25 protein-coding genes are annotated in these 22,989 nt (G+C 34.2%); 8 read left to right on the forward strand and 17 right to left on the reverse strand.

The annotated features are described in order from the left end of the window. The 9 genes from HOG88_RS04830 to pstS form a co-directional block, all read right to left on the reverse strand. A partial coding sequence (locus HOG88_RS04830) for a DUF808 family protein (protein ID WP_295003779.1) occupies positions 1-435 on the reverse strand: 435 nt, incomplete at its 3' end. 39 nt (positions 436-474) lie between these two features. Continuing rightward, the gene (locus HOG88_RS04835; protein ID WP_295003781.1) at positions 475-927 is read right to left on the reverse strand and encodes a nodulation efficiency protein D; all 453 of its coding nucleotides are present in this window, start codon (positions 925-927) and stop codon (positions 475-477) included. Beyond that, on the reverse strand, positions 908-1,831 hold the full coding sequence (locus HOG88_RS04840) for an SPFH domain-containing protein (RefSeq protein ID WP_295003783.1): 924 nt from the start codon (positions 1,829-1,831) through the stop codon (positions 908-910). Before HOG88_RS04840 ends, HOG88_RS04835 begins: the two co-directional genes overlap by 20 nt. Positions 1,832-2,415: 584 nt before the next feature. Next, complete coding sequence (locus HOG88_RS04845) at positions 2,416-2,514, reverse strand: transposase (protein WP_295003785.1); 99 nt, start codon at positions 2,512-2,514, stop codon at positions 2,416-2,418. Between the two features lie 170 nt (positions 2,515-2,684). Next, positions 2,685-4,418: a hypothetical protein gene (locus tag HOG88_RS04850; protein ID WP_295003787.1), complete on the reverse strand. Its 1,734-nt coding sequence runs from the start codon at positions 4,416-4,418 to the stop codon at positions 2,685-2,687. Between the two features lie 32 nt (positions 4,419-4,450). Beyond that, on the reverse strand, positions 4,451-4,672 hold the full coding sequence (locus HOG88_RS04855; protein ID WP_295003789.1) for a hypothetical protein: 222 nt from the start codon (positions 4,670-4,672) through the stop codon (positions 4,451-4,453). A 601-nt stretch (positions 4,673-5,273) separates the two neighbouring features. Further along, on the reverse strand, positions 5,274-6,077 hold the full coding sequence (pstA, locus tag HOG88_RS04860; protein ID WP_295003791.1) for a phosphate ABC transporter permease PstA: 804 nt from the start codon (positions 6,075-6,077) through the stop codon (positions 5,274-5,276). Further along, on the reverse strand, positions 6,077-7,015 hold the full coding sequence (gene pstC / locus HOG88_RS04865) for a phosphate ABC transporter permease subunit PstC (protein ID WP_295003793.1): 939 nt from the start codon (positions 7,013-7,015) through the stop codon (positions 6,077-6,079). Before pstC ends, pstA begins: the two co-directional genes overlap by 1 nt. 78 nt (positions 7,016-7,093) lie before the next feature. Next, a complete protein-coding gene (gene pstS, locus HOG88_RS04870; protein ID WP_295003795.1) occupies positions 7,094-8,113 on the reverse strand; it encodes a phosphate ABC transporter substrate-binding protein PstS in 1,020 nt (339 codons plus the stop codon). Positions 8,114-8,256: 143 nt separating this feature from the next. On the opposite strand from pstS, the gene HOG88_RS04875 reads away from it, so the two are divergent. From HOG88_RS04875 to HOG88_RS04885, 3 genes are all read left to right on the forward strand, one after another. Next, complete coding sequence (locus HOG88_RS04875) at positions 8,257-9,534, forward strand: putative porin (RefSeq protein ID WP_295003797.1); 1,278 nt, start codon at positions 8,257-8,259, stop codon at positions 9,532-9,534. 181 nt (positions 9,535-9,715) lie between these two features. Next, positions 9,716-9,931: a hypothetical protein gene (locus HOG88_RS04880; protein WP_295003799.1), complete on the forward strand. Its 216-nt coding sequence runs from the start codon at positions 9,716-9,718 to the stop codon at positions 9,929-9,931. Between the two features lie 3 nt (positions 9,932-9,934). Next, complete coding sequence (locus tag HOG88_RS04885; RefSeq protein ID WP_295003801.1) at positions 9,935-10,480, forward strand: ribonuclease HII; 546 nt, start codon at positions 9,935-9,937, stop codon at positions 10,478-10,480. Between the two features lie 79 nt (positions 10,481-10,559). Here the strand turns inward: HOG88_RS04885 and HOG88_RS04890 are convergent, their stop codons facing one another. From HOG88_RS04890 to HOG88_RS04900, 3 genes are read right to left on the reverse strand one after another with little or no spacing between them, the layout of a single operon-like run. Then, positions 10,560-11,768, reverse strand: a complete 1,209-nt coding sequence (locus HOG88_RS04890) for a molybdopterin molybdotransferase MoeA (RefSeq protein WP_295003803.1) — start codon at positions 11,766-11,768, stop codon at positions 10,560-10,562. Further along, positions 11,765-12,211 (reverse strand): molybdenum cofactor biosynthesis protein MoaE, encoded by a 447-nt coding sequence (locus HOG88_RS04895; protein WP_295003805.1) that lies wholly within the window; start codon positions 12,209-12,211, stop codon positions 11,765-11,767. The genes HOG88_RS04890 and HOG88_RS04895 overlap by 4 nt, the downstream gene beginning before the upstream one ends. Positions 12,212-12,214: 3 nt before the next feature. After that, a complete protein-coding gene (locus HOG88_RS04900; RefSeq protein WP_295003807.1) occupies positions 12,215-12,436 on the reverse strand; it encodes a MoaD/ThiS family protein in 222 nt (73 codons plus the stop codon). A 67-nt stretch (positions 12,437-12,503) separates the two neighbouring features. On the opposite strand from HOG88_RS04900, the gene HOG88_RS04905 reads away from it, so the two are divergent. Continuing rightward, positions 12,504-13,157: an MqnA/MqnD/SBP family protein gene (locus HOG88_RS04905; RefSeq protein WP_295003809.1), complete on the forward strand. Its 654-nt coding sequence runs from the start codon at positions 12,504-12,506 to the stop codon at positions 13,155-13,157. A 15-nt stretch (positions 13,158-13,172) separates the two neighbouring features. Here the strand turns inward: HOG88_RS04905 and HOG88_RS04910 are convergent, their stop codons facing one another. The 4 genes from HOG88_RS04910 to HOG88_RS04925 are packed head-to-tail and all read right to left on the reverse strand — an operon-like array spanning position 13,173 to position 17,799. Beyond that, complete coding sequence (locus HOG88_RS04910; RefSeq protein ID WP_295003811.1) at positions 13,173-14,675, reverse strand: FAD-dependent oxidoreductase; 1,503 nt, start codon at positions 14,673-14,675, stop codon at positions 13,173-13,175. A gap of 56 nt (positions 14,676-14,731) precedes the next feature. Beyond that, complete coding sequence (locus HOG88_RS04915; RefSeq protein ID WP_295003813.1) at positions 14,732-15,943, reverse strand: replication-associated recombination protein A; 1,212 nt, start codon at positions 15,941-15,943, stop codon at positions 14,732-14,734. Between the two features lies 1 nt (position 15,944). Further along, positions 15,945-16,832: a pseudouridine synthase gene (locus tag HOG88_RS04920; protein WP_295003815.1), complete on the reverse strand. Its 888-nt coding sequence runs from the start codon at positions 16,830-16,832 to the stop codon at positions 15,945-15,947. A gap of 4 nt (positions 16,833-16,836) precedes the next feature. Next, positions 16,837-17,799 (reverse strand): SIS domain-containing protein, encoded by a 963-nt coding sequence (locus tag HOG88_RS04925; RefSeq protein WP_295003817.1) that lies wholly within the window; start codon positions 17,797-17,799, stop codon positions 16,837-16,839. A 70-nt stretch (positions 17,800-17,869) separates the two neighbouring features. Between HOG88_RS04925 and HOG88_RS04930 the strand changes: the two genes are divergently transcribed. From HOG88_RS04930 to HOG88_RS04945, 4 genes are all read left to right on the forward strand, one after another. Then, entirely contained in the window at positions 17,870-18,604 is a 735-nt protein-coding gene (locus HOG88_RS04930; protein WP_295003819.1) for an ATP-binding protein, read from the forward strand. A 3-nt stretch (positions 18,605-18,607) separates the two neighbouring features. Beyond that, positions 18,608-20,008 (forward strand): NAD(P)H-hydrate dehydratase, encoded by a 1,401-nt coding sequence (locus HOG88_RS04935; RefSeq protein ID WP_295003821.1) that lies wholly within the window; start codon positions 18,608-18,610, stop codon positions 20,006-20,008. Between the two features lie 30 nt (positions 20,009-20,038). Continuing rightward, positions 20,039-21,436, forward strand: a complete 1,398-nt coding sequence (locus tag HOG88_RS04940; protein WP_295003823.1) for a GGDEF domain-containing protein — start codon at positions 20,039-20,041, stop codon at positions 21,434-21,436. Between the two features lie 62 nt (positions 21,437-21,498). After that, entirely contained in the window at positions 21,499-22,278 is a 780-nt protein-coding gene (locus HOG88_RS04945) for a thiazole synthase (protein WP_295003825.1), read from the forward strand. Positions 22,279-22,452: 174 nt separating this feature from the next. Here HOG88_RS04945 and HOG88_RS04950 read toward each other — a convergent pair whose 3' ends face one another. After that, positions 22,453-22,779: a type II toxin-antitoxin system PemK/MazF family toxin gene (locus tag HOG88_RS04950; protein ID WP_295003827.1), complete on the reverse strand. Its 327-nt coding sequence runs from the start codon at positions 22,777-22,779 to the stop codon at positions 22,453-22,455. Positions 22,780-22,989: the final 210 nt, after the last annotated feature.

Raw genomic sequence — 22,989 nt, forward strand, 5'->3', positions numbered from 1 at the left:
TACAATTTCTATAGACAATACAAAATCCGTAACAACCGCATCTTTAATATTCTCTTTCTCTTGTACTAACACTTCTTCATCAGTAAGCTCGGCTTTATCCTTGCTATCTTCATTGTGAGGAAAAATGTATGCATGTACTTTTTCAAAGCCTTCGTAGCTCAAATAGACACCACCCATTATTAAAATAGGAATAATTACACTAGGAAGAAATGCAGACAATAAGAATACTATAGGGAGAATAATTAATTTGTTTAAAAAAGAACCCTTAGTGATAGACCAAATTGCAGGAAGTTCTCTTGATGCACGAAAAGATGATGATTGCTCTGCTGTAACAGCAATATCATCACTTAGAATACTTGAGGTGTGTTTCAAGGCAATAGTCGTGTCATCAGCAAGTATGCTTATCTTTTTAAGTATTGCGAAAAATCCAGTCATTTATTTAGTTCTCCCTTGTTGTTAAATGTATTAGAATGATTATAAGTTTTCTGAAATTATTTTTTCTATCGCTACTACACCTTTAAGTGCAGACAGAACATTTACACTTTCGCCTTCGTTAAAAGACTCTTTATTAGTAGGGTCAATATTCCAATATGTTGCTTTGTAGTAAACCTTGCCATTTTTAATAACTCCTATGCCCTTTTCATTAAGAAAGTTATCATTATTCTTCTCAGCTTGGGAGTTTAAGAATAAATCCGTTGCTTTTGCTCTTAACAGTATTAATGATAATATAGCTAAAATAGCTATAGTTGATAATTGCCACAAACCATCGGTAAAAAGTGGGAAGTATGATAAAACTCCTACTGTCAGAAAGGCTAATCCAAACCAAAAGAAGACAAAAGTAAAGACAAGTGCCTCCATAGCAATAAGTCCAATACCTATTGCTATTAGAATCGTTGGAGAAATTAAACTAAGAGTTAAGCTTTCCATCACCCAATCCTTTAAATAGTGCATCACCTACAACACTCATTGAGCCAATCATTTCTGTTACATTGTATGGAAGAATGACTTTATTTGCAGAATCACTAGCTGCTAGTTTTTCAAAAGCTTTGATCCTATCTTTGGCTAATAGATACTCTGAAGCTTCTTTATTCTCTTTCATTGATTCATTAATAAGAGTCATTGAGTCCTTCTGTCCTTCTGCAATCGCAATTTGCTCATACTTTAGAGCATCTGCCATTTTCATAATAGCCTCAGCTTTTAATATTTCCTCTTGTTTAAAGCCTTCTGCATTTAAAATTTGAGCATTCTTATCTGCTTCTGCTGTAGTCTCTTTTGCTCTTTTTTCTCTCTCTGCTTGCATCTGCATATTCATTGCAACCTCAATTTCTTTAGGCACGGCAATATCACTAATTTCAACACGTGTTATTTTCACACCCCAGTTTACAGAAGCATCCCCAAGTGCTGCTTGAAGCTTGGTGTTAAGAGTATCTCTATTAGATAATGTATCATCTAATTGCATTGAACCTATTTCACTTCTCAGAGTGGTCATTGCTAAATTAGAAATAGCTTTTTTAAAATCAACAACATTATAAGTAGCTTCTTTAGCATCTTCAACACTACAAAAGACAATACCATCAATTGATATGTTCACATTGTCTTTAGTAATCACAGATTGCTTAGGTATATCGATCATCTGCTCCTTAGTCGTCAGTCTATTCACAGGATTGTCCACAATTGGCACAATAAAGTTTAATCCACCTTTTAAAACATTATGAAACTTACCTAATCTTTCAATAACAACCATATCTGCTTGAGATACGACTTTCACACCTTTTACAATAATAACAATTGCAAATATAACAATTACTCCTGTAATAATTGAACCTTCCATTCGGTAATCCTTTTTTATTAGTGCTTAAAACACATTAGCATCCACTATAAAAGCTGAGCCTAATTTATTTTAGTTCTATAATTGAAAATATGTTGATGTGCTATTCTATCATACTATCACGACTATATGTGATTTAAAAGTATAATTCCATAATATTTTCCACACCTCTAAATTCATAAAAACTCATTTTTTTTGAATCCATCACTATTAAATTATGTACTTTTAGTATTGTATCTCGCGCATGAGAGATAACCTTACCAGCTATATTATAGAGTTTGTATCTGATTGTCTTTACTGTATATTTTTGAAAGTTTGAATCCAATATCTGCTTAAAAAGTAAAAAGAGAATAAATAATCCCGACCCAAGGGTACGGGGAAATCTTTTCGATTATAAGCTACACTTTTAGTACTGCAAAAAAAAGTTTCAAGCACTGCACACCAGCCAACAAACTCCCTCAAGAAGAGAGAGAATATCTCATAAGTGTTGCTAGCAATGAAGAGTATAAAAACCTCTCTGCTGTTTGGGGGATATCATAGCAGCTGAAATACATGCAAGCTAGATAAAGGTGCTACTTTCAAGGTACTTAATTTGGACAACTAGCCTGACATCTACCGCCCTCTAAAACTTCAAGAACTAATTTTGCCTTGAAATCTACACTGTATGTCTTTCGTTTTGTACTCATTTTTAATCCCTATATCTTCATCTTTTTATTCTAACATTTTGGAATTAAAAAATAAGATTTACTGGTTTAGTTTTAGGGGTTAATTATATCACTAGAGAGTGCAAGTTTTTGAAGTATTTTTTTCCATAGCGATATTTTATATAAGTTTGATTACGTAAATTTTGCAGTGTCTAAAAGAATTCTACACCACCATCACCACCATCATCACCACCATCACCACCATCATAACCAAGTTTATTTTGATCCACCAACATGTCAATTTGAGCGATATTTGAGTAAAATGACTTATCCATAAAGTGAATATCTTTGGCTGTTTTTTCTATTAAAACAGAGCGTTTCCATTCTAATAAATCTGAAATAAGTCCCTCTATTAAAAGTGATAACATACTACTATTTTCATCTATTTCGTATTCACGAAGCTTCTGAGAAAGTAGGCTTAAAGAGTAACTAAGATCTTTAAACTCTAAAAGTGTATTTACGACCTTTGTATAACCTTCAAAAAACCGAACCAGACTCTCATTCATATCATTAGAATAGTGGTTTGTATAACGAAATACCTCTATATCTCTTTCTAGCTCTAAAAGTTCATCACAGACTTCTGAATCAAGATCAATTTCTGAGACATACATCTCTGCTGAGGTGTGAGTTGTCTCCTCGGAATCAAGCGCAATATTCTCTAAAGGAACTTGGTCATTTAATACTTTTACTTGTTCCTGTTTTTGTTCTTTTCCTGGTTCAAAATCTAAACATTTATACTCATGGTTAAACTTATAGCAAACATCTATAAAGTAACGTAAAGCATCTGCTAAGTCAACTGAAGCAATGTTAAAAGCTTTAATATTTTCTTCTTCTGCATGTATGTACTTGTTCCATAAAGAAAAAGCTTCAAGAATATAAAGTATAATGTCTTTGAAATCTTGATCATCTTTTGAAAGTAGATAATACAAGGTTCTAGAATCACTTAACTCTTGTATACTTTTTAAGTGAGAGAAAACTTCTTTGAGTCCTGGTATACCTTCGAGGTAAACTTTAAATTCTTTAATCACAAGTCCAAATTCATTATTTACACTTTCTGTTGGTTTATTAATTAGATTGAGAGATATACCGTATAGTCTGGAGCCAACCTCTCCTATGTTGCTACGAATTTCTTGAATCTTTCTAAAAGTAGAATTCTCATTAATGCGGGAACTTTTTTCCATTTCATCGCTTGTTTTTATTAGCATTGACATCGCTAACTCTTCACTCGTTTCGAACTTGCCATAATTTTCTACAAAAGTTTCCTCTATACTTCTAAAATAAACTTTACCAATTTCACTGAATATAAAATCTACTTTTTGCTGTGGGTTTTGAATGCTGTTATATAAATCTAAATCATCATTAGTGATATCTACACAAAAAACTTTATGGATTTTCTTTCTTGAAGTGATATTTAACTGATCAAGGTAGACAATATGTATGTCGTTATACTTTTGAATGTATATACGATATTCATTGGTGGAGTATTTTGTTGTTGCCTTATGGAAAGGTTTGAACTCAATACCCTTATAATGATTCAGATAATTTGGGAACAGTGCCTTTGCATCTAAGCCCTCAACAGAGAAATATACATCAACTTGCTTATTGGAAGCACCAAATCGTCGTTTACCAAGTGTAGAGAAAAAGTGTATAGAACGTGCTCTATTATCTATACATATATTTGCTATTTCTAAGTAGTAAGATCTATCCACTTTGATATTGACATGCCTAAGGTTTATAGACTTATCAGTATTTTGTGAATACTGTATATATTGAACAAAGTGCTTTATATTATCTGCTTCATTTATGAAGATAATATTTTTATATCTACTTTGTACCTTGGAAGATTGTAGTTCAAATGTGAAAGTGTGTGATAAAATATTTTTCATAAAATGAGTCTACACTATGGAACCTAAAAGTATTATATTATTATTGTATTATTGTATACCTTTTTTATCCAGTAATTTTGAATCTTACCTCTTAAAGATTCTGCTAAAAGAACAAAACCTAAACTTTTAGCAATCTCTTGTCCATCTTTATAACACCACTCGTAAAATGCTGTAACTCTTTTGTTCATCTCAGGCTTTTCTGAAGGAACAAGGATAAAAGTTGCTGCTAAGTAACTACCCAAAATTAATTTCATAATCTATCCCATATCCCTTAATCACTTTTTCAATGTAGTTTTCCATGTTTTTGGTAGATTTATAAGCATCAAGTTCTATCCAGGTAGCATATCTTTAAACTTTTTACTAGTATGTATGGATGCATTGTCAACAACTGCAACTGTTGGTTTAGTAATCTCTTCTACGAAGAGATTAAAATAAGCGATTACGACTTCCGTATCTACTCTTTGATTAGTAGTTGATGCGAATAAAGTTGAATCTGGTTTTCTTGCTGTATCTCTTCTTACTCGTTTATAGCTATGAAAATCATCTTTTTATTTGTACTTTTACATAGTACAACCTTAGTCAGTTTAGCTAAAGAAGAACAAAATAGTTACCCTCAACTATATGTTTATTATGATACTTCATAGATCGGACTTTTTTTGGATTGTCAACTTTAATGTTGGTACCTCATATGCAAAGCAAAAAAAAGAAAAACTTTATGTTCGTTGTGCCAGAATAGGCAAATAAATACAGCAGAATGAAAAATAAATCTCTTCTTACTGAATAAAATACCAACAAATTCGAATAATGTTATCAGTTTCCTTTCACAGTTTTTATTTAAAATTTTATAAAAGTCTATTACTTCTTATTTCTCGTTATAAATCTTCCAGTGAGGTTTATAACTAAAACCAAAACTGTAAGTATAAATGACGCGGCCCATGCCAAATCACGACTAGACTCCTCGGGCTCATTTGCTAAGTCGTAAATACTTACCGTTAGAGATGGAAAACTCTGTGTTAAATCAAGACTAAAGTAGTTTGACGTTTCTGATGTAAACAGTAAGGGCGCAGTCTCACCAATTATACGAGCAAACGCGAGTAAAATTCCTGTCATTATTCCAACTTTAGCAGCTTTAATGACGATGTCGATAATGACCTTATACTTTGAAGCACCAAGTGCTATTCCTGCTTCACGAAGTTCACGAGGAACAAGAGAGAGCATATTATCAGTTGTATTTATCACAACGGGTATCATCATAATGGCAAGTGCAATCGCTCCTGCAAAACCACATGTTCCACCAGTAGGTACAACAATAACAGCATACACAAATGCACCGATGACTATTGAAGGTGCAGACATCATAATGTCACTTAGGTCACGGATAAACACGGCATATTTTCCTTGTCCATACTCTTGAATATAAATACCGGCAATCATGCCAAGTGGGATCCCTATAAATGATGCGAGTCCTGCTAATATAAACTGTCCTACTATAAGATTTCTAAGACCTCCATCGATAAGGTCGTTTAGGAAAAGATTGAAGTGAAAAGAACCTAAACCCTTAACAAAAAGAGTAATAAGTATCCAAGCTAAAAACATCAAACCTATAAGTGCAGAAAGACTAGAGAGAACTAAAAATAGCTTATTTATTAGCAGACGCATTAGTTAGCCTTTTTTAAGAAGTAAAATTTTGCAAGGGAGATAATTGCAAATGAGATTACAAATAAAATGAGTGCAAGATAAAAAAGAGAGCTCTCTCCAAGTCCACTTGCTTCGCCAAAGTTGTTTGCCATCGCGACAGGTATGGAGATAGTCGGATCGGTAATCTTTTGAGGAAGTACAAATATAGACCCGATAAGAAACGCCACAGCCATAGTCTCACCCAAAGCACGACCTAGAGCTAAAATGATAGAACCGATGATACCTACCTTTGAGTATGGAAAGATGATGTCTTTTATAACTTCAAACTTTGTAGCACCTAAAGCGTATGCAGATTCTTTTAAAACATTTGGAGTCGTGTTCATACTATCTCTTGTAATGGCCGCCATAAAAGGAAGAACCATTACTCCAAGAACAAGTCCAGCTGTTAATAGTGATACCTGATATCCACCAAATAAATCAGCGATAATGGGAGCAAAATAATAAAGCCCCCACATACCAAATATGATAGAAGGTATAGCTGCTAAAAGTTCAATAGCAATACCTACAACATGAGCAATGTTTTTAGGAGCAATTTCAGCTAAAAAAACTGCAATACCCATAGCAATGGGTAAAGCAAATGTGAGTGCAATAATTGTAGTAAGAAGTGTACCAACTATTGGAACAAGACCACCATAGACAGTTTTACTTAAAGAGTCTTCATCATCCTCATCAAACAACATCTCATCTTCATCGATGATTTCATCACTGTCATCCATAGACGCCGTTTGTTCACTAGAAAGAGAAACTTCCTTATTCCAGTCTGCGTTTACGATAAAGTCAAAACCAAACTCATTAATTGCAGGAGAGGCAGCTCTAAAAAGAGTTATAAAGATACCAACAAGAATAATCACTACAAGAGTAGCACTACTTATTGATAGCTTTTGAAAGATTTTTTCCATGTATATATAGCCTATATAAATTTTATATGGAATTTTATAGAAATTTGATTACACAATGGTTACAAGAAAGAATGAAATTTATAAAGCTTTCGTGATACCTTTTGTATCCCAGTAAGCTCTAATCTTAGTAGTTAAAGTTGCAGGTAATGGAACAAAACCTAAGCTTTTAGCAATTTCTTGACCATCTGTATAACACCAGTCATAAAATGCTGTAACTCTTTTGTTCATTTGTGGTTTTTCCGATGGAACAAGGATAAAAGTTGCTGCAACCATTGGATAAGAATCTGCACCTTTAGGGTCAGCTATGATAGAGTAAAAATCTTTAGCAGGATCAAGTGTGGCTTTTGCTGCTGCTATTTGAAATGATTTTAAAGAAGGAACTATATAGTTTCCTTCACGGTTTTCTACTGTAGCCATTGCAATCGAATTGTTCTTTGCATCCGCATAGTCAATGTAACCTACAGAATAAGTCGTTTGCTTAAGTAATGCTGCAACACCAGAGTTTGTTTTTCCACCTATATGATGGTCACCTGGCCATGAAAGTGACTTCTTAGCACCAAAAGATTTTCTCCAATCCTTAGAAACTTTACTTAAGTAGTATGTGAAGTTATAAGTAGTTCCACTTCCATCTGCACGGTGTACAAAAGTAAGTTTTTCATGTGGAAGTTTTACACCTGCATTCTCTTTTGAGATAATTTCATTATCCCAGTAAGCAACTTTTCCAGAAGCTATAGCAACGATTGCGTTTCTGCTTAGTTTAAGAGAGTCAATACCTGGAAGGTTATAACCCATAGTAATTGCTCCAACTACACCTGGGAATTGATAAAGTCCATTTTGTTTTAAAACTTTAGGAGAAAGTGGCTTATCTGTTCCAGCAAAATCAACAGCTCTTGCTTTTACGTCTTTGATACCTTTAGATGAACCCTTCTTAATGTAATCAACTTTTACATCAGTATCAGTGTTGTAAGCTTTGATCCATTTTTGATATACACTATAAGGAAAAGACGCACCACTTCCTTTTAAAATATCGTTGGCGTTTAAACCAGAAACTAAAATTGAACTTGCAACTACGATTTTAAGTACTTTTATACTTATCATTTGACATACCTTTTATATTTTAGATAGCCGAATTATAAAACTCCTTGGTTGCGTTTTGGTTACATTTGAAATAAATCATGTAACCAAAGTGTAACTGACTGACTCTATAATGTCGCCAACAAACAAAAAAACAGGAATTAAAAATGACAAGTAATAAATTACAGCGCAAAAAACCACTAAATGGTTTTTGTGAAAAAATTATTTTATCTACTCTAATGCTCACTACTTTAGCAATGGCTGAATCAGATATAGATCATCCTATTGAACGTATAGAAGTAGTGAAAGACGCAACTGACGTACATGAAAAAGACTTCCAGGACAGGTTTCATTTCAAAGGTGATTTAAGAATAAGATATGAGAGTAAAGAGTATTACTACTCTGATGGTAGTGAAAAACTCCAGTATCTTGGTCGATACCGTTTAAGACTAGGTGCACATGTTGATATTACAGATCATCTTCAATTAGAAGTTGGTATGAGAAGTGGTAACGCTAATCCAACTTCAGGTAACCAAACTTTTGTAGAGCAAGAAGTGAAAAATGGTGTTATTACTCAGAAGAATCCTCGTGCTCTTTCAGAGTACTTTGTAGACTCAATGAGATTCAATGCCGTAGCACTTGATTATACATTCGGTAATTCTACTCTCAAAGTAGGTAGATCACCATATATGATGTATAGACCTATTAAATCACAACTTGTTTGGGATAATGATATTTCATTAGATGGTATTAACTACCAATACAACGATAAATCAAATATGATCACTCTTGGGGCTAATCAAATTAATTTGGCAGAGGCTTCTGTAAATAAAGATATTATAAATCTTGTTATAGCACAATATGTAAGAACAACTAAGTTCGAAAGCACAAAACTTAATCTAGGTGCAGGTTTTTACTACTATGATGGCGTAAAAGGAAATACGTCTCTTTATACTTCTAATAAAACTTCGAGTATGGGTAATACTATGGTAGATGCCAGCGGAGCAATAGTAAAAGAAGATGGTACATTTGTGAATGATTATCATATCGCTGAAGGATTTGCTGAACTTAAATTCAAAAATGTACTTGGTTTTCCACTTGCACTAGCTGCTGGAGTAGCATATAATACTGCTGCAACTGAGAAAAATTTTGGATATGACGTAGCATTTCAAGTTGGTAAGGCTAAAAAAGTTCATGACTGGCAGTTAAAGTATTCTTACACAGACTTACAAGAAGATGCAACACTTGGTGCACACTCTGACTCAGATAACATGGGTGGTGGTACAGCTGCAAAAGGTCATGCTATCAGAACAAAATATAAATTTGGTAAGAACACATATCTTGCAGCTACTATGTTCTATAATACACGCTATGCGAGTAAAGATGCTAAAGCTGAGGGTACAGATTATGAGCGCGTTCAGTTAGATGCAATTATAAAGTTCTAGTAAAAAATCTATTGGCCTTTACTTAGTCATTGCTGAAAAACCAACTTTTACTAAAATATCCTAAAATAATTTCACTTATTATTTAGCAAACAGATTTTTCATCAAGAATAAATATTGTAGGAGTAGGATACTTTTTTGTATTTCCTCGATAGAGAAGAACTTTGGGCACCTCTTTGAAAATATGGTTTACCTTGAACTACTCAAATCAAATACAATATGTAAACCTTTTGTCGATGAACGAAGACTCTTTAAAAAACTAGAAAGTATTGAAGCGTTTATATTTACCCACTCTATAAAGAAAGTAACAGTTATAACTATGAATAAGGAGGGGAATATATCACATCCTCTCTCTCAAGTTGATATAATACCCTTTGATATTTGGGCACTAGGAGATTGATATATGTTATGCGGAATTGATGAAGCTGGTCGTGGTCCTATTGCAGGAGATTTAGTTGTTGCTGGATGTATGTTTAACTCTGGAATCCCCACTGATGGTCTTAACGATTCCAAAAAGATTAGTGAAAAAAAAAGATATAAGCTTTTTGAGGCTATACTGCCAAACACTCTAAATCATATAGTTGTTATATCTTCTAAAGAGATAGATGAAGAGGGAATATCAAAATGCATGAATAAGGCACTAAATGAGATAAAGTCTAAACTTGATGCAAGTGAGTATCTTTTTGATGGAAATACTACTTTTGGTGTGGAAGGATTAGTCACTATGGTAAAAGCAGATGGGAAAGTGCCAGAAGTGAGTGCAGCTTCAATTTTAGCAAAAGTAACACATGATAGAAATATTATAAAGGATTCTCTACTATACCCTCAATATGGCTTTGAAAAACATAAGGGTTATGGAACTGCCTTGCATATTGATATGATTAAAAAACATGGGTATTGTGATATTCATAGACGAAGTTACAGGGTGAAAGCTTTACAAAATATATAAAGTTTCACAAATTTTATCTACACTTTATGAATAGTTATGCTCTTAGCTGTGATAAGAGCTTTTCTTCATAAGTAACCTTTTACTTCTCGAATATAATAACATTTACATAAGTTCCACTCTCTAAAAACTTATCTTCTTCTCCTGCTATCATCAGTCCGCTATCATTTAACATATTAGTAAGTATTGCTGAACTTCCAACTTTCTTTCCTTCAAAGTTAACAAGATATTGTCCATCTTCTATGAGAACATTACAAGCTGTAAACTCTGTATAACGACTGCGTTTATTGAAGTCTTCTTGTAGTTTTGCAGCTACTATTTTAAATGGTATTGCACTTTTCAACATCTTCGATATAAGTGGAATAGCATAAAGAATTGCTGCTACAGTAGAAGAGTAAGCAAACCCTGGAAGTGCTAAGATAAATTTACTCTCTTTTTGTGCCACCATTATATGACGACCAGGTTTTATACCAACCCCTTTAAAAACGACATCAGCACCTAAACGCGGCACAATGTCTTTTACAAAGTCATAATCACCAACACTTACACCGCCAGTACTTACAAGGATGTCAGCACTCTCTAGGGCTGTGTTAAATGTTTTCATTATTGCATCTTTATCATCAGGGGCTGTTCCAAGCTGAATAACTTCTGCCCCTACTGACTCAAAAAGTGCTGCCAATGTATAGTTGTTTGAACTTCTTATCTGAGCTGGATTATCACTATTTTCGCCAAGATCTAAGATTTCACTTCCTGTAGCTATAACTGCCACACGAGGACGAACTACAACTTTCACCATCACTTGATTAAGTCCTGCCATCACACCGATTTCTGCAAAACCTATTTTAGTTCCCTCTTCAATAAGAACCTCTCCAGATTTGTAGCCTTCTCCAATAGGGCGAACAGAGAAACCTTTTACAACCTCTTCATCAATAGTAATCTTACCATCTTTATAAGTTACATTTTCTATCTGAATAAGAGTATCTGAACCTGTAGGCATCATAGAACCGGTAAAAGTTTTTATAGATTCGCCATTTTCAATCACACGAGTTTCATCATGTCCTGCAGGGTTGTCTCCTAAAACATAGATCGCTCCAGCTGCCAAGTCTTCATGCTTAACAGCATAACCATCCATTGATGCCGTTGGAAACTGAGGATCGTTAAACTTTGCCACAATGTCTACCGCTAAGATACGACCAAGAGCCGAGCTCAGAGGTACTCTTTCAAATCGATCGGCATTTACTTCAAGTAAATCGAGCATATTTTTACTAGCTTCGTATGAGATAAAATTCATTTCTTTTCTCCTAAAATTCCACTACCTTTAATAGCAGTTGAGCGATCAAGTGCATACACTCTTTTCCCATTAAGTAAGTCATACTTCCAGATGGGAGCACTTGCTTTAAAGTCTTCAACAAACTCATCTATAAACTCTAGTGCAACCCTGCGTTTAGGTGAAAAAACAGAAGCGATGTAAGAGGACTCGTGAAGCATAACATCTCCACGAGAATGTGCCATCTTAATAACTGCACCTTTCGCTTTTGCTTTTTCTTGCCATGATGAAAACCAAGAATTCAGTATAGGCTCATATATGTCAAAACTTAGCCCATCTATGCCATCTTCACTTCTTACGGTTCCAACAAATGGTATATAAGCGCCATAGTTATTAGTTGCTTCTTCTTCGTACCAATTTTTTAGTATTACTGGAACATCTAAAGCCCCATCATATAAACTTAACACTGACTAACCACCACAAACAGGAGGAAGTAAAGAAACTTTATCTCCATCTTTTAAAGGAACTTCAAGAGAAGAAACTAAAGTGTCATTTACAGCAACCGCGCAGTTAGTTAACCACTCACTCATCTCGTCATCTTGCTGCAAAACTGCTGCTAGTTCGCTTAGGTTTTGTATGTCCAACTCTAGGCTTGGCTTTTGTATCGGTCCTAAAAATTCAACTCTTATCATCTCTTTTACCTTCATAATTATTATTGTGATTATATCTAAGATAAGTTAAGCAGTGTATAATTCCCTCATGATTTTTGGAAAAATAGAATATCTCAATCTTTTACCTTTTCATGTTTTTATGAAGCGATTTATCAAGAATAGCGCCTCAAAAATGAGTATGGAATATAAACGCGGTGTTCCCTCAACGGTAAACACTGCTTTTCATAAACGCAGGGTTGATGCTGCGTTTATATCAAGTATAAGTGCAAAAAAGAGTAAGTATGTTTCGCTTGGAATTATCGCAAAAAAACATGTGAAAAGTGTTATTATAATCCCATCAGTAACTTCTAAAAAAGATTTAGAATCTGCTTCGTCTAATGTTTTAGCGGATGTTTTAGGCATACAAGGTGAAGTACTCATTGGAGATAAAGCATTAAGGTATTCTCTAGAAAATAGTAACTATCTTGACTTGGCAGAAATTTGGCATGATAAGTACCAACTTCCCTTTGTCTTTGCCTTACTTTGCTATCATAAAGATAAAAAACTCTATAAGAGAATAGAAAAAGAGTTTTTAAAATCTAAGGTTAAAATCCCTCAGTATATTTTACAACAAGCATCACAGAAAACTGAAGTTTCAAAAAAAGATGTTTTAGGGTACTTAAAATTAATTTCGTATGAGTTAGACAGCAAGTCTAAACGCGGACTTGCTCTCTTTTATAAAGAGAGCAAAAAAGTCATTTAACTCTCTTTAATTATTTTATATCTTACTATGTGGTTTATCCCAGAAACTCTCATTTGGTTCACCTTGAACATGCTCTACATAATACTCTTCATGTGTTCTACGAATTGCTTCACGAATTTTATTCGCATTTACTTTTTCAGCTGCAACAGGCTCAGGAAGAACACAATAATCACCCTCAGTAAGCTCTTCTTTAAATCTATCCTCATCAAATGTTTTACCTAAGTATGCTACAACAAAACGTAAATCCCTCTCTGCATTTCCAAGACAACTTGTAGCACCTGGAGATGGGGTCATGTTAAATATAATACCCTCTCCTGTATTTATAGAAGCTTCTCCAAGCATTAGCTTTTCCTCATCTTTGTTTATAACCTGGGGACGAACACCACCAAAACCTTTGGCATAAATGAACTCTTCTTTTTTTAGTGATGGAACAATTTTTCTAGCATCGTTTAAAAACAATATTTTATTGAAATATGGGACTTCAAATAGAAAGTTACGAAATATGTAATTACGAATATCGGACTCTTTAAGTAGTTTCCATAAGGCCTTAGCAATTTTCATATCAAAGCGAAGTGTTTTCCAAAAGTCTAGATAGGTCCCAGGCTTGAAACGTTCTAGTTTTGGTAGAACTAAAGCAGTTGGACCAAAGCGAGTATTTCCATCTGCTAGAACATCAGGGTCACCATGAAGTGCTGCGAATGGTAACTTATTGTTTTGAATCATATAAACTTTGCCATTTAACATCTTTTCATTTGTTAAGTAAAAACTTCCGGCTATTGGTAAACATCCTAAATTCTGTCCGTATCCCATTTTATGTGCGAGAAAAAGACTATGTGCTCCAGCATTTACAACTACAAAGTCAGCATAAAGGTTTTCTTCTTTAGTTAGAACTTTATATCCACGTTTACCACTTCTCTCAAGTGTTTGTACCTCTGTTTCTAATATTAGTTCAACTCTTGTGTTAGGCTGTTCTTTAGCCTTTTGAATCATATCTTTAGCTAAAACACCATAATCAACAGTTGTCCATTGGTTACGAGCACCTATACCGACTATCGGCTCATGGCGTTCCTTCCCATCAAGCCCCCAAACAACTTTTGGTTCTAGTTCTTTTAACTTATCTTTATCCCAAACCTCTAAGTATGGAAATAGCTCTGAAAACTCTTCATACCTTTGCAGTAAAAACTCTACTTCTTCTTCACCAACACCAAGTGCCATTTTTTGATGTGAGAACATTGCTTTGTTTTCTAACTTATGCTCTAAACAGTACAACTCAACCATCTTAGCTGTTCTTTTTGTGATAGCTGCTTTTTCTAATGTATAGTTGGTCTCAATATCTCCAACATGAATAGTTTGTGAATTACTAGTACCTTTTGTATTAAGAGTTGCAATATCTTCATACTTTTCTACTATAGCAATACTTTCAACATTAGTATATCGAGCCAACTCATATGCTAATGCAGCACCAGATATACCTGCTCCAACTATTATTACTTCAAAATTATTACTTGACCTTGACATTATTAAACCCTATAAAACTTTTTTATAATATAGCACAAGAAAGATTAAATAAAATGTTATTCTATGTTAAATCTTTTTAAACTATCCAACCACTCTTTCATTTTCCTCTCATAACCAATACTCTTTAGCTCTACAAATTTAACTGGTTGAGATAAATACTCTTGTTTTACATAACCACCAAAATCATGTGGATAGAGATATGGTGATTCGTCATCCGAGAGTGTTGTTTTAGTTTGTTGTAAATATGGAGGTATTTCTAGCACTAATCCATTCTTGACTGCGTTTAAGGCTTCATTAATTGCCATATATGCTGAGTTTGATTTTGGGGATGCGCAGAGATAAATGACGGCTTGAGCTAAAATGATTTTCGCTTCTGGATACCCTATTTTACTCACACTTGTTAATGTAGAAGTTGTAAGAGTAAGTGCCTGAGGATTAGCATTTCCTACATCTTCACTCGCTAGTATTACTAAACGCCGTGCTATAAACTCTGCACTCTCTCCACCGTCTATCAACCTTGCAAGGTAGTATATACCTGCATCGGCATCAGAACCACGAATGGATTTTATGAGAGCAGATGCCAAGTCGTAATGAACGCCAGCCTCACTACTGCCTGCTGCGAGTGCATGTGGACGAAGGGACTTTAAAGTGTCAATACTAATTTTACTATCTAGATTTGAAGCAAACTCCAAAAGTTTGAGCATTGCACGTGCATCCCCTCCACTACTCGCTACTAAATACTCTTTAGCCTCATCATCTACTTCTAAACTATTTACTTGAAGTGCTCTTTGTAAAAGATTTGATAATGACTCGTTAGTTATATGCTTTAGTTCAAAAAGCATTGAACGCGAACGAATTGCAGATGTTAATGAGTAAAATGGATTTTCTGTTGAAGCACCTATAACTAACACGGAGTTATTTTCCATAACTGGAAGTAGAACTTCTTGTTGATTTTTCGCAAGTCTATGAACCTCATCTATAAATATAAGAGGTTTTTGGAGAGCATTTTTATACTGTTCAAATATTTTACGAAGTTGGTCTATCTTTAGTGAGGTTGCATTAAACTCGTAAAATGGAAGATCCATAGTTTTTGCAATGATTCTCGCAATAGAAGTTTTTCCAGTTCCAGCAGGACCATAAAAAAAACTATGGCCAAGTGCAAATTTTTCACAAAGAATTCGAAGTGGAGAAGTAGGCGAGCTTAAGTGCTCTTGACCTACTAACTCATCAAATGTAGATGGACGAAGAAGTTGTGTAAAATCAGACAACTTACTTCTTGCCTTTGCCTCTTGGATTTGACTTAGAATCCCCTCTAGGTTTAGGAGCAGGTTTAGGCTTGTTAAATTTAGCTTTAAATGCTGGTTTAGGCTGATTTCCCGCCATTTCACGAGCTAATTTTTCTCCTGATTTTAAGAATGTAAACAAAGCCGAGTATTCGCTACGAGTCAAGAATCTTGTTTTACCCTCTGGAAGATTGTTTAGTTCTACTTCTGCAAAACTAACGCGTTTCAAGTCTGCTATTTCTGCATCAAAGTGAGCAAAAAATCTACGAAGTTCACGATTTTTTCCCTCAGAAATAGCAACTTTTAATGTCGAATAGTTGTGTGCATTTTTTTGAATTTGATATCCTAAAAATGGTTTGAATTCCATTGAAGTTATCTTAGAGTGTGAATGACCACCAGCCGTTGCATCTTCAACAAACATACCATTTAACATTGCATGTTCCATCTCTGACGTCACTTCACCTTTTATCTTTATCTTATAACGACGCTCAAGGTCTGACTCCATTAGTGCAGTTGCTACGTGAGAAGCATCAGTTAGTAAAAGAACTCCCTCACTAGCAAAGTCTAAACGCCCAACTGGAATATAGTGCTTAAAATCTTTCCCTAGTGAATCATAAATAGTCTTACGCCCTTTAGGGTCATTTTTCGTTACAAGCTCACCTTTTGGTTTGTTGTAAACTATTACTGTGTACTTCTCTTGACGACTTATGAGTTTTCCACTTACGTAGATTACATCAGCTTTTTCGTCAACTTGTGTTGCAGGATTCTCTTGGATCTCGCCATTTACTCTTACGTAGCCTTCTTGAACAACTTTGTCCGCCTCGCGACGTGAATATGTTGAATAGTGTGCTATAAATTTGTTTAATCTCATCATAATATTATGATATTCCTTTTTCAATCAGCGTATGAATGTGAAGAACGCCTTTTATCTTTTTGTTTTTATCTGTAACAACGAGCAGTTGTATCTTTTTTTCTTCTATCAAAACAAGTGCATCACTTGCTAGCATATCTTCATTGTCAATACTCATAGGATTTATAGTTGCATACTTAAAAACTTCATCTTCAAGTGAAAACTCAGTAGTTAAAAGAGCACGACGAACATCGCCATCACTCATAAGTCCTAAGAGTTTATTATCTTCGTCAACTATGAGAGCTGTACCTAAACGCCCCTCGCTAATGATTAAAATCGCTTCTTTAACTTTAGTGTCTTTGTTAATAACAGGTAAGTTCTTTGTTTGCATAAGGTTTGAAACTTTTACAAAAAGTTTTTTACCTAAGGCTCCACCAGGGTGAAAAGAGGCAAAGTCACTTTTTTGAAAGTTTCTTGCCTTCATCAAACAAACAGCTAGTGCATCACCAAGAGCAAGAGTTAATGTCGTTGAACTTGTAGGTGCTGTATCTATAGGACAAGCCTCTTTTTCAACCACTATTTTAATAACTAAGTCACTTTGAGTACCAAGCGTAGAGTTTGCATTTTTTGTCATTCCGATAAGAGGGACATTAAAGCGTTTTATATGTGGCAAAATAGAACTCAGTTCTTCACTCTCGCCACTGTAACTAATTCCAATCACAACATCATTTTTGTCACACATTCCTAAGTCACCATGAAGTGCCTCAGTTGGATGAAGAAAAAAGCTAGGTGTTCCAGTAGAAGCAAATGTAGCGGCCATTTTAACCCCTATAAGCCCACTTTTCCCAACACCTGTAATGATGAGTTTTCCCTTACAGTTTAATATAACATCAACAGCTTTATCAAACACATCATCTATTAAAGTCGCGGCGTTTAATAGTGTTTGTGCTTCTATGTTTAAAGTCTCTTGTGCAATTGTTTTGTAATTCATAATTGTATTATAGCGTTTTAGATTACATAAGCTATAATTACTTCAATGTAAAGACAAATGGAGAACAACTTTGAGAAATGAAATCGGTAAATATACAAATAAAATAAGTGCTTTAAAACTAGAAAAACGTCAACTAACACTCAACACTCTCATCATAGGAGAAGAAGGTTCTGGAAAGACTAACCTTGCTTGTAAGCTTAGAAACTTTGCAATAGACAGCTCTGTTCCTACATTTTACATGGATTTTTCGGACTCTTTTGAAGATAATATTGAACTTCGTTACAAAGACAAAGATTTTAACTATATCAAATTTGAAGAATCAGCAGAATTTGAAGAAGAATTTCAAAAGCTTGTAGATGCAAGAAAACATATTTATATGGCTGTTAATCCTAAATATTTTTCAAATAAAAAAGATGAAAGAAGTAGACTTTCTGCAACAATTGCAAAAGTAGAACTTCTAGAAAACTACTACTATTTTTTCCACGATATTGAAAATCTTAATGGTTTTTATACAAAATTTGAAGATTTTCTACTCTATATGCTAAGTCTTATGAATATGCAAAAATATGGTTTTACTTTCCTAGCACAACCACATGCAATTTTTGAAAGCCAGCAAATAAAACTACTTTTTTCTTTTTTATATCTAGGTAAATGTTCAAACCTTAACTACTTTAACACAGCAGTTCTCAAAACATTTAACAAAAATAAATTTTATTATCAGTTTAGAAAAGATAGTCCTACTCTGCTTTTTAATAGTATAAAAAGTGAAATTGTTAATATCGATGAGTACATAATAGAAGAGTAGAAAATGCAAAAAATCTTCCAAGAAGTCTCAAGCCTAGATAAACGCTGTTATGAAGAGTTTGGCTTGTGCGAAGATATTTTAATGGAGCATGCTGCTAATGGTATGGCTTCTTACATAAAAGAAAACTTTCCCCTATCTAGCACAATAACTATTATCTGTGGTAGCGGTAACAATGGTGCTGATGGCATAGCCCTCTCGCGTTTACTTAGTTTTGATTATGATGTAAAAATACTTCTTGCCAAAGAACCAAAATCAAAAATGGCACTACTTCAACTCCAAAGAGCTAGAAGTATTGGTGTGAATGAGTGTACCAAACTCAGCGAATGTGATGTTCTAGTTGATGCCTTAGTTGGTACAGGGTTTAAGGGTGAGTTTGATGAAAATTTATCTGCTTTAATGCTTAATGTAAATCAAGTAAAAGCATTTAAAATTGCTTGTGATATTCCCTCTGGACTTCAGAGCAATGGAACCTGTGCAAAGAACATTTTTAAAGCAGATATCTCACTGACTATGGGTGCTCTTAAAAAGTCTCTCTTTCTTGATGAGGCCAAAGAGTATGTAGGAGAGATAAAAGTCTTAGACTTAGGTGTTTCTCGCAGGATTTATGAAACAACTACACCATGGCACCTACTCGAAGAACAAGATTTAAAACTTCCATTTAGAACAAAAAAAGATTCTCATAAAGGGACTTACGGTCACCTATCTGTTGCTTTAGGAGAAAAAAGTGGTGCTAGTATAATGAGTGGGCTCTCTGCTTTAAAGTTTGGCAGCGGTCTTGTAACACTAGTCCACGAGAAGAATTCAACTCCAGTAGAACTTCCCTACTCTCTTATGTCAAGTAACTCTTTGCCAAAAAACACGACTGCTCTTGCTTTAGGTATGGGTTTAGGTAATTCCTTCTCAAAAAAAGATTTAGCTCTTTTTTTAGGCAACTCACTACCTATTATCTGTGATGCTGATATATTTTATATGGATGAAATCAAGCAAGTTTTGCAGAGACAAGATGTCGTTATTGCACCCCATCCTAAAGAATTCACCTTTCTTTTAAAACTTCTTACTATTTGCGACATCTCTGTGGTAGAACTGCAACAAAATCGCTTTCACTATGCAGAACTCTTTTCTCAGTTGTATCCAAATGTAACACTATTACTCAAAGGTGCAAATGTTATTATTGCACATAACAGAGAGTTTTATATCAATAGTAATGGAACTGGGGCATTAGCTAAAGGTGGTAGTGGAGATGTCCTTAGTGGGCTAATTGGTGGGCTTTTAGCACAAGGATATTCTGCTTTAGATGCTTCAATCCATGCTTCTTTAACACATACACTTTTAGCTAAAATGCATAAGGGAAATGACTTTTCCTTGACACCCCAAAACATGATAACCATGATAGAGATGCTATAATAAATTAGCACACAAAACTAGGGGTATCCAGTGAAAAATTCTTTTAAGAAAGAAATACAAAAAAATCTACTCTTTATGTATACTATATTAATTATTGTTGTTCTATTACTTTCTCATTCGATGTATGCATCTTTTTTACAAAATGAACTAAAAGAGTATGAACATCATCTTTTAAAACTGCATGACTTTTCATCTAGTGATATCTATACTGGAACTACTACTCCAGACTACACTTCTAAAATTCATATTCTTAGTAATGTTGTTTTTGCCAAAAGTATCCCTATCTACCCACTTTACAAAAACAAACACTACCTTCTGGATTTTTTACCCTCTACCCCTTACTATAGCTTTTTAACCTACCCCCTATCTCTTTTAGTCATCATAATGTTCTGTAACCATATAGTTGTAAGAAGACTTGTTAAAAGAAGAATTCGTAGGTTTAAATACTTCGAAGATTATCTTTATTCTTACCTTTCAGATGGACATATTAAGGATGAGATCTTTGAAAAGATTAACGAATATGATGATGAAATTTGCAACCTTTCTCAACAAGCACACTCTTTAATGGTCGAAAATATAAAAATCAAAGAAAAACAAGAGAAATTTTTCAAGACACTCGATACTCTCAATGAAGTTGTTTTAGAGCTCTCATATGATTTTATCATTCAAGAGCATAATAGGCCTTGGTTAGATATTCGAGATAATATCAACAACTTTTTATACTATTTAAACAGAAAAAATCTTGCCACTGTTCAAGTAAAGTCAAGCGAGTTACTGCATAATGAAATAAGTGAGATTGTCTTTGTTGATAGCCTCAATAAAGACGGTTCTTTCTTTCAAGTTAAAATGATAAACATTGGTACTAATGTTTTTGGCGTTGTCATCAGTGACATATCTTTCACACATAAGGAGCACCAAAAAACAAAGCATAAATCGCTTCATGATGCACTAACTGGCCTTCCAAATAGAACACTCTTTTTAGATAGGCTAGAAAATGAAATACGAAAATCTAAAAGAAATAACAAGCTAGTAGGTGTTCTTTTCTTTGACTTAAATAAATTTAAAAATATTAATGATGACTATGGACATGCTTTTGGCGATGCCTATCTTGTTGAGTTTTCAAGAAGAGTTTCCGGGGCTCTTAGAGATTCAGATACTTGTGCTAGAATTGGAGGAGATGAGTTTGTCGCTATTTTAGCCGATCTTCAATCTGAAGATGAAATAAAGACAATTATAGATAAAATTCACGACTCGATTTCAGAAGTATTTTCTTATGAGGACCACCAACTTCCCATAAAAGCTTCAATTGGTGCTAGCCTTTACCCAGATGATGGTATAGATGCAGATGTACTGATACTCAAAGCGGATAATGCTATGTATAAATCTAAGAAAAATAATAAAAAATACTCAAGATATATAGAAGAGTAAAAATCATAACAAAAGTCTAAGAAAGCTTATGTTATAAACTCACTAATAAGTAAGGAAAATTAATGGATAACATTTTAAAAATCGGAAAATATGAACTAGGCTCGCGTTTAATCGTTGGAAGCGGAAAATATGACTCTTTTGAAACTACAAAAGAAGCAACTCTTGCATCGGGAAGTGAACTTATAACAGTTGCGGTACGTCGTTTAAACATCACAGATCCAGATAAAGAAAATCTTCGTGATACTTTCGCTGGAACTAATGTAAAATTTCTTCCAAATTCTGCTGGATGTGTAACTGCTGAAGAGGCTATAACTACTTTTAGACTTACTCGCGAAGCAACTGGAATAGACCTGATAAAACTCGAAGTTATTGGAGATACTACTAAAACTCTCTATCCTGATGTTTTAGAGACTATTAAAGCTTGTGAAGTTTTATCTAAAGAAGGTTTTACTATTATGGCTTATACTTCAGATGATCCGATTATGGCTAAGCGTTTAGAAGATGCTGGTGCACATGCTATTATGCCTCTTGCTGCGCCTATTGGTTCGGGTCTTGGAATTCAAAATCCTTACAACATTGTTTTTGTTCGTGAGGCTGTAAATCTTCCTATCATTGTTGATGCTGGGATTGGTTGTGCTTCTGATGCGGCTTATGCAATGGAGTTAGGTGCTGATGGAGTGCTTACAAACACTGCTATCGCTCAAGCACAAAACCCTATGATTATGGCAGAAGCTATGAAGCATGCTGTTCGTGCTGGTCGTATGTCATACCTTGCAGGACGTATTCCTAAGAAGCCTTATGCTACTGCTTCTTCTCCAGTAAATGGAATGATACAGTTCTAACATAAGTTATACTTGATTAACGGTTGACTTGAGAAATAGTTTTGCTCGCTAGGGTAAATTATTTCTCTCCAAAGTTTTGTTATATCATATTTGTTGTTTATATCTCAAAAGTGGAGATGTTGGGGTGCAAGTTGTTGGGTCAAATATTGGCTCCTGCGTTTTATTATCATATAATTACAGTTCAAACATATTAACAAGCATTTTTGAAATCTCTTTTGACGTTGCTGTATCAACATCCCCAAGCTTTTTTACAAGTCTTGTTTTATCAACTGTTCTAATCTGGTCTAATAATACTAAACCATCTTTTTTTTCAAATTTTATTTTAGGTCGAAATATAAAGTCAAAGCCCTTAGAAGTCATTGGAGAGATAATGACTGTTTTTAAAACATTCATTTCGTTTGGAGAAATCACTATGTATGGTCTAGTCTTTTGAATTTCAGAACCAACAGTTGGATTTAACTTAACAAGATAAATCTCATACCTTTTGATATCTACTACCATTCATATTCTTCTAAATCATTATCGTTAAGTAAATCTCTTAACTTTTGCACCTAATAATATTAATCAACGAATAGCATAATAAAACCAAAACCACATACTACAGAGCAATTAAACTCATAACTCTATACAAAATAGTGAAACATATGAAGGTGTAAATATATTTTCTATATTCATTCTCAATAAAAGCCTATTAATAGGGGTTTAAGAGTA

Source organism: Sulfurimonas sp., from assembly GCF_018698455.1.
In the GTDB taxonomy this organism is placed as follows: Bacteria; Campylobacterota; Campylobacteria; order Campylobacterales; family Sulfurimonadaceae; genus Sulfurimonas.